General features: G+C 56.7%; 13 protein-coding genes. 9 read left to right on the plus strand and 4 right to left on the minus strand.

Annotated elements, in window-relative coordinates:
- Window positions 1-101: 101 nt before the first annotated feature.
- On the minus strand, window positions 102-1,892 hold the full coding sequence (locus HPY52_09885; protein NPV80566.1) for a hypothetical protein: 1,791 nt from the start codon (window positions 1,890-1,892) through the stop codon (window positions 102-104).
- Between the two features lie 389 nt (window positions 1,893-2,281).
- Window positions 2,282-3,502, minus strand: coding sequence for a histidine kinase (locus tag HPY52_09890; GenBank protein NPV80567.1), 1,221 nt, complete (start codon window positions 3,500-3,502; stop codon window positions 2,282-2,284).
- A gap of 368 nt (window positions 3,503-3,870) precedes the next feature.
- On the opposite strand from HPY52_09890, the gene HPY52_09895 reads away from it, so the two are divergent.
- From HPY52_09895 to HPY52_09935, 9 genes are all read left to right on the plus strand, one after another.
- Window positions 3,871-5,298 (plus strand): radical SAM protein, encoded by a 1,428-nt coding sequence (locus HPY52_09895; GenBank protein ID NPV80568.1) that lies wholly within the window; start codon window positions 3,871-3,873, stop codon window positions 5,296-5,298.
- 203 nt (window positions 5,299-5,501) lie between these two features.
- Window positions 5,502-6,539: a hypothetical protein gene (locus tag HPY52_09900; GenBank protein ID NPV80569.1), complete on the plus strand. Its 1,038-nt coding sequence runs from the start codon at window positions 5,502-5,504 to the stop codon at window positions 6,537-6,539.
- A 21-nt stretch (window positions 6,540-6,560) separates the two neighbouring features.
- Window positions 6,561-7,298, plus strand: a complete 738-nt coding sequence (locus tag HPY52_09905) for a TPM domain-containing protein (GenBank protein NPV80570.1) — start codon at window positions 6,561-6,563, stop codon at window positions 7,296-7,298.
- Window positions 7,299-7,367: 69 nt separating this feature from the next.
- On the plus strand, window positions 7,368-8,006 hold the full coding sequence (locus tag HPY52_09910) for a hypothetical protein (protein NPV80571.1): 639 nt from the start codon (window positions 7,368-7,370) through the stop codon (window positions 8,004-8,006).
- A 265-nt stretch (window positions 8,007-8,271) separates the two neighbouring features.
- Window positions 8,272-8,445 (plus strand): hypothetical protein, encoded by a 174-nt coding sequence (locus tag HPY52_09915; protein ID NPV80572.1) that lies wholly within the window; start codon window positions 8,272-8,274, stop codon window positions 8,443-8,445.
- 190 nt (window positions 8,446-8,635) lie between these two features.
- Window positions 8,636-9,619, plus strand: coding sequence for an ABC transporter ATP-binding protein (locus tag HPY52_09920; protein ID NPV80573.1), 984 nt, complete (start codon window positions 8,636-8,638; stop codon window positions 9,617-9,619).
- Window positions 9,615-10,457 carry an ABC transporter permease gene (locus tag HPY52_09925; protein ID NPV80574.1) on the plus strand — a complete coding sequence of 281 codons (843 nt, stop codon included), beginning with the start codon at window positions 9,615-9,617 and terminating at the stop codon, window positions 10,455-10,457. Before HPY52_09920 ends, HPY52_09925 begins: the two co-directional genes overlap by 5 nt.
- A gap of 151 nt (window positions 10,458-10,608) precedes the next feature.
- On the plus strand, window positions 10,609-10,854 hold the full coding sequence (locus tag HPY52_09930; protein ID NPV80575.1) for a CopG family transcriptional regulator: 246 nt from the start codon (window positions 10,609-10,611) through the stop codon (window positions 10,852-10,854).
- Window positions 10,851-11,255 (plus strand): PIN domain-containing protein, encoded by a 405-nt coding sequence (locus HPY52_09935; protein ID NPV80576.1) that lies wholly within the window; start codon window positions 10,851-10,853, stop codon window positions 11,253-11,255. Before HPY52_09930 ends, HPY52_09935 begins: the two co-directional genes overlap by 4 nt.
- Before the next feature lie 186 nt (window positions 11,256-11,441).
- Here HPY52_09935 and HPY52_09940 read toward each other — a convergent pair whose 3' ends face one another.
- Together HPY52_09940 and HPY52_09945 are read right to left on the minus strand one after the other, a co-directional pair.
- Complete coding sequence (locus tag HPY52_09940; protein NPV80577.1) at window positions 11,442-12,059, minus strand: MBL fold metallo-hydrolase; 618 nt, start codon at window positions 12,057-12,059, stop codon at window positions 11,442-11,444.
- A 230-nt stretch (window positions 12,060-12,289) separates the two neighbouring features.
- Window positions 12,290-12,862, minus strand: a complete 573-nt coding sequence (locus HPY52_09945) for a Uma2 family endonuclease (GenBank protein NPV80578.1) — start codon at window positions 12,860-12,862, stop codon at window positions 12,290-12,292.
- Window positions 12,863-13,202 lie beyond the last annotated feature (340 nt).

Consider the following 13,202-nt stretch of genomic DNA (forward strand, 5'->3'; position numbering starts at 1 on the left):
CTTTAGTCTAAGCGAAGAGGCATCGTTCAAATGGTGTAGATGGGAGTACGAACGGGCAGTTGCGATATCATAATAGAGGAATTTCATAAGACCCTTATACTCTATGCCCCTTCTTCCTCTACAGGAATGATCTTCACATCAATCCCATAATCATGGATGAGCGCATTGATCTCCTCAAGCCCGGAAAAATAGCAGTCATGCTCCCGGCATAGTGCCACAGCATCCGCAGTAAAACCAGCTGTCGACACCAGCCAGATTTGTACTTTTTCTGCTCCTCTCTCCGACTTCAGTACCGCCGCAGCCTCCAGAACCCGAGCCACCTCCGGCCGCGTCATAGGCTTATCCTTACGATACTTACATTCTGCCGCCCAAACGAACGTCCCTTCAGGCGTGGTATACTCCCCAAAACCGTCAATCTGAAACTCCCTGCTGTCGGGAAGCTTCACCTTATAGTCCCCGGTCATGTGGAAGCGTGGTAATATCACCTTTCCCTGGCGGCCGAAAAGCTCCCCGGGAAGTTCCTCATTATTTGCATGCGAGAGGAGGTTTTGCACCACTTGCTCCAGGAGTTTCCCCTTGAGATAATTGAAAGCGCCTCGCCATTCCAGTTCCACCTTGTCTAAGCCCTTTAACTCATGTTCATAACGATGCCGGATATACCTCATAAGCAGCGGGTCGTTGAAGGTGTAATACCTAAAGTCGCTACGATAAACCAAATCAGCCAGATAGAGCTTCTCGATCTTTTCCTCGACCATCGCCGGAGGTACCTTTAGCTTGGCAGCGATGGCCTCGATGTCTACCGGCGCATCGGTATACTTGGTGAAGTAGTAGATAATCTTTTTCCCTAGCTCCACGTCATTATCCTGGTTGAGTAGCGCTTGGTTCTCCGCAAAATGTGTTTCCCAGAAGCCGAAAATCTTCCCGCGGGTAACCTCATATTCTACTACTCGATCGATATCATCCAGAGTGAGAAAACGCCTCCCCGGACAGGTCGAAGTCACACAACAATAGATATAATAGGGGTGCCCGGCTGTCTGCATACTAAGGTAGAGGGCTGCCTCATCCGTGGTCGGCGCGTCACCCGCATAAAGATGAAGCAAGACTTTTAGGAGCGTTGCCCCGTCCACCAGCGCCATGGGCTTAAGGTAGCGAAAATCGAAACGCCCGCCCAACGGCCCGCCCATCACGGTGCGAAAGATCATAGTCACCGCCGAGCCGGTGACGAGCATCGGCGCACGCCGACTTTGGGCCGCGCGATCGTAAGTCGCTGTAAGATCGGTGGCAAAACTCTTGCCGGGTTTGATGTCTTCCGGGTCCGCTATATCATAGACATAGAATTTCATGTCCTGAAATTCGTCGATAATCACAGCGACATGGATCCCCAGGCGCACGCCAAGCTCCTCTGGAGCAAACAACATATCTTCCCAGTGATTACGTGCATCCTGCCAGCCGGCTTCTGTATAGCGCGTAAGGAATCTTTTGATAAAATCCTCTTGAATAAAGCGGACCCGCGTGTCAGTAGTCTCTAACGCCAGCAGATCTTTCAGACTCATGCGGCGTGAGCCATAAAGCACCGGGTCACGTAAAAGGTAGGCAATGTATTGCCTGAAAAATGTAGTGTAATACTCCAGCAGGAATTTATGGAGAGTGGTCTCCTCCCGTTTCATTTTGAAGTAAAACGGCGCCACCCCATAATCCTCGAAAAAGACCTTGTTCACCAAACGATCCAGGAGAGCAGTTTTTCCCATGCGCCTCGGGGATATCAGGGCAAGACTACCGGAAACTAGATTCTTGATGTTACGATACCACTCTTCCAGTTCACGCAAGATCTCTAGGCGGTCTGTGAATTCGCCTTCCAGGAGTAGTTCCTCCACAGGGTTGACCTTCCCCATTAGTGCTCCGCCCTCCTCTATTTCCAAACTATACTATATTCTAGCCTAATTCCCCATGAGAAACAAGGGCGCGCCGGACACCGCTCGTTCGGCGGGTAGCCGGGCGAATGCTAAGAATCTAAATATGTGCCTGATGTTACGATACACCTCAGGGCTTCCCAGGAGGCCCTGAGCGGGTCCCGGTATCATTACCGAGGACATGCTCTCATCATAGAGGGCACTACCCTCTTCCGGGGTCCCCTCTCCGGGGTACTTCCCGCTCCAGCGGGTACTACCCTCCCGGGCTACCTTTACACAGAAGGGAGATGACTATAGCTTAAACTTACCCCAAATTGTGTCTTGACATCGGGGACCACCTCGCGGGGCGAAACCTTACAAGAGCGTTCGATTTACGAGTGAGTGGCGGTATGGGGAGTGGCGGCATTCGGATTGGTTTTTGGGTTTGGCGCCGGATAGAGGGTAAGGATGAATTCTTCACCGGAGACCTCTAATCTTGGTTCGCGTGCGCCTGCCATGCGCATTTCTTTGAGGATCATAGGGATTCCTCTTCCCAGCCGCTCGATATAACCTAGATTCTGCATATAACGCAGGAGCTGAGGATTCCGCGCAAAAGAAACACCGATCTTCATCTTTTCGATTGTCACGGTATTGGGCAGCCGGCCGGGGCTGTGAAACTCTACCCGGTCGTCGAAGACCAGAACCCGGATTTGAGATCCGGCGATGCTGTAGTTCCGGTGAACCACGGCATTGACAACGGCTTCACGTAGCACCTTGGCCGGGTAGGGCTGATGATCGATTCTGCGTGTGCCTGCGAAATAGACAGGGGTTGGTACGCCTACTCTGATCCTTTCTACAGTCTTATCTACGACGTCAGGCAATCGCCCATTAATGACCGTCCGGTCCACAAGTTCATCCGCTAGCGTTATTCCGCGGATGCGTGCCACCGTTAACCCGCTTTGCGGCAGGTTTACTTCGGGACGAAGGCCAAAAAGGAGCAAACCTCCCACTGTAGCCACGATGCTCTTGGTCGTTTCCTCGCGGATCAGAATGCTTGCATTGATGAGAATTCTTTCGGTGGATTCAGGTTCGGCAAAGGGATCGAAATCGTGAAAGCGTTGGAAATAGTCGGCGACGGCATAACGGTCAATATCCGCGATAGATGTGCCAAGAACGGGTGTTTCATCGTAGGTGACCATCCCGGAGCTCTGAAAAAGCCGGCTTAGTTCTTCGCGCGTTGCCTCTCTTTTCTGGCTTCCTACACGAACGTAATAGTGGCCGGTGCTGCTTTGATAGGGTGCTACTACCCCTTTAGGGATGGTCAACACGGCTATATCCTTATGATCAGGGAATTTTACAATCTCAAAACCAGGAATAACCCCGGGGATAACTCCAGTTCGACAAATATTCAGGCACCACTCTTCCAGATCATGACGCGTTAGCCCCACTCGCTGACCATGATCATCCACGCCCAAAAGGATTCGTCCGCCTTCGGTGTTGGCGAAAGCGACGATTTCTTCGGCAAGATGATGGGGCAATATGCGATCTTCCTTGAATTCAACATAGGAATTCTCCCCGGCTTCGATCATCTCTTCCAGTTCTGCGCGTGTCATCTATTATTCTCCCCAATCTCCCCAATCTTGTTCCGCTGTTATAGGGAATAATATAGCCTGCTACTCTATGCCTTTACGCCGCCACCTCGTTCAGGATATCGCCAGTTGGCACTATCTGGTATAATCATACAATAGGTTCACAAAAGAGGCAAGAATGATATGATGCTCCCGCAGGGCTTCATGTCGTTATATTAGTTTCTCCGTTTCTCCTCGCCTCCCTTGACGCGCGCGCCATATTGTGTCATCCTGTAAGCGTGGTGCCTAATCGTGGTGCCCTGTACAGCGAGGGCCATGGATGATGGCAGTAGCACGGATGGTAGAAGCATGGGTGGCAGCAGGGTGCCGGGAGAGGGGGATCGCGGGTCAGGATGAAGAGGTGGACCTGGGGGTCCGTCAGGGGCCCCGGGATGTTCCATGTGACGATAGACCCGGAAGGGCCGGGGGTGCTTCGACTTCACCTCAGGCGCGCTGGGGGCTCGAGGCGTTCGATGCTCGCCGCCCTCAGCGGGCGGCCCAGGAACCTTCTCTGGATCAACGGCAGCCAGCTCCTGCTCCTGGACGAGAGCAACGCCGACACAGTACAAGCCCTCATCGAGGTCGCCCACGAGCGCACTCGGCCGGGGCGCGAGGTGTCGGAGGAGACCTGGCTCGACGTCAAGCGAGAGACGGCGCGGCGGGTGCACCGGCTTTACCCCCGCGTGCCCGTTGACGAGATAGAGGGCGATATCGATTACCTGTATGGACTTGTCGTGGAGCTCTCGCGGGGGGCGTGCCCCAGCGAACGGGGCGTCCCGGGGCGCAGCATGGCCGGGGCCGAGTGGCAGGCGCCTGCGCGCATGGACCTCATGGTCTCGTCTATGGGCGGCTCGGGCTGCCAGAACGCGTGTGCCTGGTGCTATGCCTCGGATATGCCAGAGGTCCGCGAGCTCGACACCGCCTCATGGAAGCAGGTGATCGACCGGCTGTGGGACGCGGGGATACCGATGGTGAATTTCACCGGCGGCGAGCCGACGATGCGGCCCGACCTCGTGGAGCTCGTGCGCTATGCTGAGAGATTTGTCACCGGTCTCATCACGAATGGCAGGGCGCTCGCAGGGCTCGTGGGCAAGCTGAAGACGGCGAGCCTGGACTACATCCAGGTGAGCATCGAGTCGGCGGATAGGGACGTTCACGATGCGATCGTGGGCTCTAAAGGGGCGTGGGAAGAGACCGTCCGCGGCATCAGGGCCGCGCTGGATGCGGGCATGTACGTCTCTACAAACACCACGTTGACGCGGGCGAATGCAAAAGGGTTCCCCAACCTGCTGCGCTTCCTCGCGGGCGCCGGCGTGAGATATGTGGGCTGCAATGCGCTGATCCCCGCCGGGCGCGGCGCGAGGCATCCCGACGCGCTCGAGGCCCCTGAGCTCAAGGCTCTCCTCACCGGGGCCATGGTGGTCGCGGGCGAGCTGGACCTCGAGTTAAGCTGGTTCACACCTACATGCTATAAAGACCTCGATCCGGTGGCACTCGATCTCGGGGCGAAATCGTGCTCGGCATGCCATACCAACATGGCGGTGAGGCCTGACGGCGTGGTTGTGCCGTGCCAGTCGTGGTTGCACGATGAGGGGCTCGGCAACATCCTCACGACGTCCTGGAAGCGCATATTCAACCACCCGCTCGCCCGCAAGATCAGGGCCCACGGCTTTGCGCCCCAGGAGTGCAGGAAATGCGAGCATTTCGCCGTCTGCGGCGGGGCCTGCCCATTGGAGGAGTTAAATCGGCGTGGGACGGGTAACAGGAGGGGGATAAGATGAGGCAGACGTTTCCCCGGACACTTCCCGTCATGGCGTTAGTGGGCCTCCTCCTATGCCTTGCGGTCGCGACGGCGGCCGGCCCTGTCGCCGCTCCGGTCTATGCATCGGGGGACACTGGCACATACAGGATACTCAATTATGTCGTGACCATCGAGCCCCAGCCGGACGGGAGCTGGATAGCCGGCTACTCCCAGGAGTGGAAGGTGACCGGCGGGCATATCCCGTGGGTCACGGTAGGGCTTCCGGATTATAACTATAGCATCCTTTCGCAGGGGGGCGCCGCATCCCGGGTCTCGCGCGCCGATTATGGCTCATGGAGCGGGGTCCGCGTTGATCTCGACCGCGATTATAGGAGCGGCGAAACCTTCAGGTTCAATTTTCAGGTGAAACAGGACGGCATGGGGCGCCGGAGAGGCGACGCGGTCGAATTTGCGTTTGTCCCCGGGTGGTATGACCGGGCCGAGACCGACAGGCTCGAGGTGCGGCTCAAGAACCCCGGGAGCCCTGAGGCTCTGCTGCACACCTCGCCGGAGCCGACCGAGAGGACGACCGGCGGGGAGGTGGTCTGGATCGCCCGCCTGGGTCGGGGTGAGCGCTTCAAGGTCGCGTTCGCATTCTCACCCGAGCTCTTCCCGGGCGTCAAGGCGCGGGCCGGTGGGACGGGGCCTTCTGACGCGGGCGGTGACATGCGCCCCGGCGGTGCCCCTATGGTATCATCTGTGATGCCGGCGGTCATCTTCATCGGAATCATAGTGTTCCTCATAGTCTTCGTAAGCCTCATCGCCCTCGCCAGCCTTGTCCGTCGCGGCGGCTACAAGGGCAGGCGCGGGATTTATTACGGCACTTATTTCCCAATCCCGCCGGTGGGTAGGTCCCCGTGGGGATCAGGGTCATCCCAACCTCGGGGCGGCATGGGCTCGCCCGGAGGCTCGCGCAACTCGAACGACTCGCGCAAGTCCGGCGGTGGGGGTGGATTTGGGGGGAGGGCCATCGGGTGCGCCTGCGTGTCGTGCGCATGTGCATGCGTCTCATGCGCTTGCGCCTGCGCGTGCGCTGGCGGCGGCGGGGCAGGCTGCGCGCGGAAGTTCGATGGCGCCCGCCCTACCCACCCAGTCCACCCGGTGCGCCCAGTGCGCCCGGCGGCGCCGATGGAGCGCACTGCAAGCACGGGAGCTAGAGTGAACACCGACGTGAAGGTGCGGGCCAGGACGGAGACGGGATCAGGCGAGGGTCGGGAGTAATGACCGGAGGGAGTGATGGCGATGCCGGTGCCTCTAGCGATGCCAGCGATTCGCCGCCAGGGAGGTTCGCCACCTACCACCGGAGGCTCGCTGCCTATCACCGGCGCAGCTCCCCGAGGGGACGCATGGGCAGCCGGCCGGAGGCATGGGGACCGGTGGGGCTGGCGCATGCATATAGTGCGCAGCCTGCTGGTGGCAATGCTGTGCCTGGCGGTGCTGTCGGTCACGGCAGGATGCCGCCCTGGCGCCGTCACATCCGATCGGCCGCGCGGCGAAAGGCCATACGATGAGAATGTCGAGGTTCCCCCAGGCGATCCGGCCTTCCCGAGGTTGGGCCGGTACTGGGTGGTTGATCCAGAAGGTCTCGTGGGGCTCCGCGCCGTTCAGGCGGCGGACGAAACCCTGGAGGCCCTCAGGGCGGATGGTCTCGCTGAGACGGTCATAGTCATCCGGCGTGGGGTGAAGCACCCGGTGGAGTGGTCCACCCATTACGGCCGCTGGCTCATGCTGGGGGAGCGCGAAGGCCCGCGCAGGAACAACGGGCTGGTCTTCCTCATCGTTCCTGATGCCCGCCCTGAGGCGGGGCGGGTCTGGTATAGCGTCGGGCGCGGGCTTCCGAGACTCACCTCATCCGACCTCGGCCCGCTTCTCGAGGAGGCGGCTTCGTATGCGAACGCGGACGATTTCGACGGGGCTGTGGTTTCTATCGCAAGAAACATTGATGATATCCTTCGCAAGATCTATCGTAAATCATCATAAATCGTGAGATGTGGGGCTCCATAAGATTCCAAATATAAGATTTAAATGTAAGGTTTATGGGAGGGGAGAATGTTGAGAAGGGGATACCTCATTGGAATCGCAGGCCTGATCGTCGTGGTGCTGATTGTCCTCATGGGGTTTTCGTGGGTCATGGGGATCCAGAGGAATATGGTCAGGCTCCAGCAGGGCGTGCTTGCGCAGGAGGGGCGATACGGCGCGGCGCTCGAGACCTTGAGCGAGAAGATCAAGGGAATCTGGTCAATAGAGAAGGATTTCCTGGAGCATGAGAAGGACACTCTTACGGGCGTCATAAGGGAGCGCGCCGCGGCACTAAACCGCGCCGGAGAGGAATTCGCGGCGGCGACCGCCGAAGGCGACCCGCAGAAGACCATCCAGGCCGCGACGCGATTCCGCGAGGCGGCCGAGGGGCTTGCGCTCTCGGTCAATGTGAACGCGCTTCGCGAGGCCTACCCGCAGCTATTCTCCCCGCCGATCGTGCAGCAGACCATGCGCGGGCTGGAGGAAGCGGTAAACGAGATCCGCACCGCGCTCGACGACTGGCAGGTGGCCATCAGGAACTATAATACCTTCAGATCGCAGTGGCCGCAGAGCTTCGTCGGAGGAGCCCTGAACTTCCCGGCCTCGTATGATTATTACAAGTCCGAGAAGGCGAAGCTCAACATGGATGAGCTGATGCCGAGGGGTTAAGGCTCGATTTCCTGGGCAGGGCAGCGTTCGTTTATAGGGTGAATATTTGGTAAACAAGCTGTAACATCCCGTCAGGGGATCGTACCCAGCCTTTACGAAAAGGGCGGAGAGTATTTTGGGACCTTTTCGTAGATTATGCACGCGAATGGTGCTTGACGTCCGCCCGTGTATACCTTATACTTGAACTTGGCAATGATGGAAATTCTCTATACATTTGGCAGATAAAATTTCTGGAAATCTTGTGAGGAGAAGGGAGGTCGCGCAAGTGATCAGGACGATGCTCGCCGGAGCACGGCTCGCCATGGGCGCTATAATTGCTCTAATTGGCGTTATATCCTGCGCGCTCGTTCGCGAGCGGTCAGAGGGTGTTTACGGCGTTTATGGTGCTGATGGTGCTGATGGTGTTTATATTCATGCGCGGCCTGATCCTGCCTTCTAGCTGGTAGATTCGATTCCAGTAGGGTCGTGGGCCGCACAAAAGTTCGCGGCCCTTATCATTTGCTGCAGAAAATTCTGGCGCACCTATCTATGCAGGCAGCACAGGAGAGCCGCAGGCCAAAACCCGGTTCTCCTTTTCATTTTTCACCTGCGTTTCATGGCGCGGTGTGCGAAAGCGAGGCTCAGGTAAGATGCAGGCAGCGTTGGAATGTATAAATGCGAGAAAGGTGTTCTACGTAAAGAAGGGGGTGAAAACAGAATCAAAACCCTCTGCCGAGTGGCGTGCGGCGTCCGGTGAGAACGGCAGGTTCCCCGGCCGTCTGCCTCTCCCTCGGGTCATAACCACCCTGTTTTCCACGAGTGTGCCGGTGGAGGCTGTGGCCGGAGTGACGTTCGAGGTCGGGCGCGGGGAGATTTTTGGCATTCTGGGGCCAAATGGATCGGGCAAGTCGACGCTCATCAGGCTCATATCTACATTGCTCCTGCCCGACGAGGGCGAGATCAGGGTCTTCGGCCACGACGTGGTGCGCGAGAGATTCGCCGTGCGCCGCCTGATAAACCGCGTTTCTGTTGAGGCCGCGTTTTTCAAAAAGCTCTCGGCCATGGAGAACCTGAGCTACGCTGCAAGGCTCTATGATCTTGACATCCGCGAGGCGCGAAAGACCGCCATCCATATCCTGGATCGCCTCGGGTTCAGCGAGAACAAGGTATATGAGCCGCTCGAGGACCTGTCCCGGGGGATGCAGCAAAAGGTGGCTGTCGCGCGGGCTCTCCTGACCTCTCCGCTGCTGCTCCTCCTCGACGAGCCAACCACAGGCCTTGATCCCGTATCGAAAAGGGAGGTTCAGGATTACGTCCTCGAAGTGAGGGAGGCGCGTGGTACCACCGTGATCCTGACCACTCACGACATGCAGGAGGCAGACAGGTTGTGCGACAGGGTAGCAATCATCGATCAGGGCAGGTTCGTTGCACTGGACACGCCAGCCCGGCTCAAGGCGGGGCTTTCGGTAAGTCTTTCGACAAATGGCGGCAAGACCGCAAATAGCGGCGGGACTGCAGATAATGGCGGAGTTGTAAATAGTAGCGAGACTGTAACCCTGGAGAATGTGTTCTTTGTCCTTACCGGAAGGGAGTTAAGGGAATTCAACCTGGGAAAGGGGGATCACGGTGATTGAGTTTGTGAGGGAGGTGCGGAGGGGCTACGCCCTCGTCGAGCGGAATTTCAACCTCATCAAGAGGTATATAGGCTGGGAGATTGTATTCCTCATATACACGGTTGTGAACACTCTCACGATAGCATTCATAGGCGTGAACCCCGCCACCGGCGGGAGCGGGAGCGGGGGTTGGAGCGGAGGCGGGGGCGGGGGTGGCGACAGGGTCCTCTACCTCGTCGTGGGGGCGCTTCTCTGGGGGTTTCTTTCGGTCCTATTCCATGAAGTGGCCGAATCTGTGCAGTGGGAGCGCTGGGAGGGGACTATCGAATATTCCTTTATGGCCCCCATGAAGCGCCTGTCTTATCTCGGCGGGGTGTGCCTCTACGCGGCGACCTATGGAGCAGTGAGGACTATCATCGTCATGCTGGCCGTCGTGTCCCTGTTTAAGCTAGACCTCGGTAGTGCCAATCTGGGGGCGGCGTTTGTGGTGCTGCTCCTCTCCAGTTTATCCTTCATTGGGGTTGGGTTGATGGCTGCGGTGCTGCCGCTCCTATCCCCGGAGAAAGGCTCGCAGGCCGCGCATATCCTCGAGGCCGCGATCCTGCTGGTCTCGGGGGTCTATTACGAGGTCGATGTGTTGCCGGGGTGGCTCCAGCCACTCTCACGTCTATCGCCGGCCACATATACTCTGCGAGCTGCGCGGGCGGCTCTGCTTCGTAACGCCTCCTTCCGCGACATCGGGGGCGACCTCATGTTGCTCCTTGTCATCGGGGTGGTGCTCATACCCCTGGGGCTCAAGGTATTCAACTGGGGCGAGCTTCACGCGATGCGCACGGGCAAGCTCAAGAGAAGCGGTTGACGCCGCCGGCCGGAAGGATACTGCCGAATTCATCTGTTCTATTAGGTGGCTACGAGGTGGCTACCCGAAAACCCGAAGACGTAACTTGACGGGTTTATGCATACATGTTATCATTAATGCGTAAAAGTAATCGCCAAAGGGAGAATTGATCATGGTACGAACTCAAATCCAGCTTACGGAAGAACAGGCAGTGGCTCTTCGGCGGCTGGCAGTTCTTCAGGGGGTTCCCATTGCGGAGTTGGTTCGCCGCGGGGTAGAAATGGTAATTAACTCAGATGAAAGCATCGAAAAGAAAAAGAGATTTGCCAAGGCTAAGGAAGTAGCCGGGCGTTTTCAATCCGGATTGCCGGATCTTGCGGTGCGTCATGATGATTATTTTGCGGAGGATAGCTTATGAGTGTTTATATCGATACCTCTGCTTTTCTCGCTGTCCTTGCCCGCGATGATATGTATCACGAACAGGCCAAAAGAGTCTGGTTTGAGTTGCTCGATCGTGAGGAAAGATTCGTCTGTAGCAGTTATGTCCTTGTGGAAAGTTATGCTTTGATCAAAAAGCGCTTAGGATGGGAGGCGCTCCAGGTTTTCCATGAAGCAGTTTATCCCTTGTTGGATGTGGAATGGGTCGATGCCGCCCTGCATGAAGGAGCAGCCAATGCGGTTCTCATTACCAAGCGTAAGCGCCTGAGTTTGGTAGATTGTACCAGCTTTGCGGTCATGCGTCGTTTGGGAATTGAAATAGCTTTCACCTTCAATCCTCATTTTCATGAGCAGGGTTTCGCTTGCCTCCCATCCGCTTGAATTTCGCCTCCGCCCCGCCAGTGGCTGGATGTGCAGGCTCAGACTACGCTAGCCTTAGGGTGAATGCATCCCCAATGCCGGGCACCAGCGCTGGTACCCGAGTCAACACCAGCACCAGCACTAGCGCCAACGCCAGCGCAATTAATGCCACCATCGCCGCCTCTCTTTCCCTACGCATAGAGGGAGTCAACCTTTCAGATCGAGTATTTCGCCCGGTTTCACGACGATCTTGCCTGCAGCTTTGAACTTGGCGATATTGGCCTCGCTGAATACGCCATTCGGACCGGTATGGATGGGGATATAGTATTTGGCTTTGATCAACCCCGCACATTCGCTCGCTTCTTCGGGACCCATGTTGTACACCCCGTCCATGGGCAGTAAGGCATAGGCAATATTTTCCGAAGCTAGATCGGCCATCTCCTTGATTTTTGAGGTGTCACCGGCATGATAGAGCTTGATGCCGTCAAACTCCAGGATGTAACCGACCGAGGCGTCTTTCTTATGGTTACGGTTGTATGCGGCGACCGCGCGGATATGGACGTCTGCCATCGTGAAGGCCTGATAGGCTCCACTTTTTATTGCTTCCCGGTGGGTGATTATCCGGCAGCCGGGTTTCTTTGCGACTTTATCAACATTATTGTGGTCGCCATGGCCATGCGTAACCAGTATCAGGTCGGCCGGCTCGCTGTAATCATCGCCAGCAAAGGGGTCGATGTAAACGACTGTACCTTCGGCGGTTTTGATCTTCACGCTGGCATGGCCGAGGTATTTAAGAGTGGGCAAATGAGTAGCAGCTTGCGTCATTGTCCATAAATCTCCTATGATCAATGAGACGATCCCCAGAAACGCTAGTAACCGTGAGCCTTTCATCTTAATCCCCCTTCCTAATTATTACTCTATTCGATGTGCGTAAAGGCCCGACCGAGTAACTGATGGAATGACGCCCATGCCGCCAGGGCGGCGCATCGGAAGGGGAAAGTTGAAAAGCTCCAATAACATAGAACCAGCATCCTGCCCCAAGAAGTTGAACCAACTCAGCGGAAAACGTTATCTATCTTCAATTTAAAGCCATCCAGCAAGGGGCTTTCCAGCGTTGTACCCAGTGGGTAAACCTGCACAGTGGCAAGTTCCCTGCTATTATGCGCGGCAACCTCGATGCTGCGACCCTCATGATCCACTATCCAGAATTCGCGCACGCCGTAGCGGCCATAAATCCGGCGTTTGGTCACCCGGTCCAACTCTGCCGTGGAGGGCGAGAGGATCTCCACCACAAGGTCAGGGGCACCCTGGATACAGGCATCCTTGATTATTCCAAGGCGTTCCCGGGAGATATACAGGATGTCAGGCTGGACCACATTATGCTCACTTAATACTACGTCAATGGGAGAATAATACACCTCGCCCAAGTCATGATCCTCAACCCAGTGTCGCAGTGCCCTTTCGATCCTGCCGGAGACTTTCTGGTGAAAAACAGATGGAGCCGGTGTCATCTTCCTCAGGTCCCCCTCCACGAGCTCGTATCGTTCCCCGAACGGTATCCGGCAATAATCCTCGTATGTGAGGCGCAAGTCAGCCGGCGCATACTGGAGTGCCGTTTCCTTCAGCATGTCCGGGGCCTTTGGCTCCTCCGGCGGCATATCTAAGTCTTTCACCATATCGGGCTCCCTTGATACATTTGGACCCTTCGTCATATCCGGTTCCCTGGGCATAGCCGGGCCCTTCATCATAATCACTCCATTTGTTCATATCCATCTAATTTTCATATTATCATCCTTATTCTACCAGAAGAAAAATGACCCGTCAAGGAGCCTTTGCCAAGCGGGCGCATAACTTCTTTATGATCCAGAAGATGAACTCATTGGCAATACAGGAGTTATGCTCCCAATCGGGATGGTAATCTTGCCAGATTCTCTCTAGCCACCCAGAGCATTACTCACGTGGAGACCT

This window comes from Bacillota bacterium, from assembly GCA_013178415.1.
Taxonomy (GTDB): Bacteria; Bacillota; SHA-98; order Ch115; family Ch115; genus Ch115.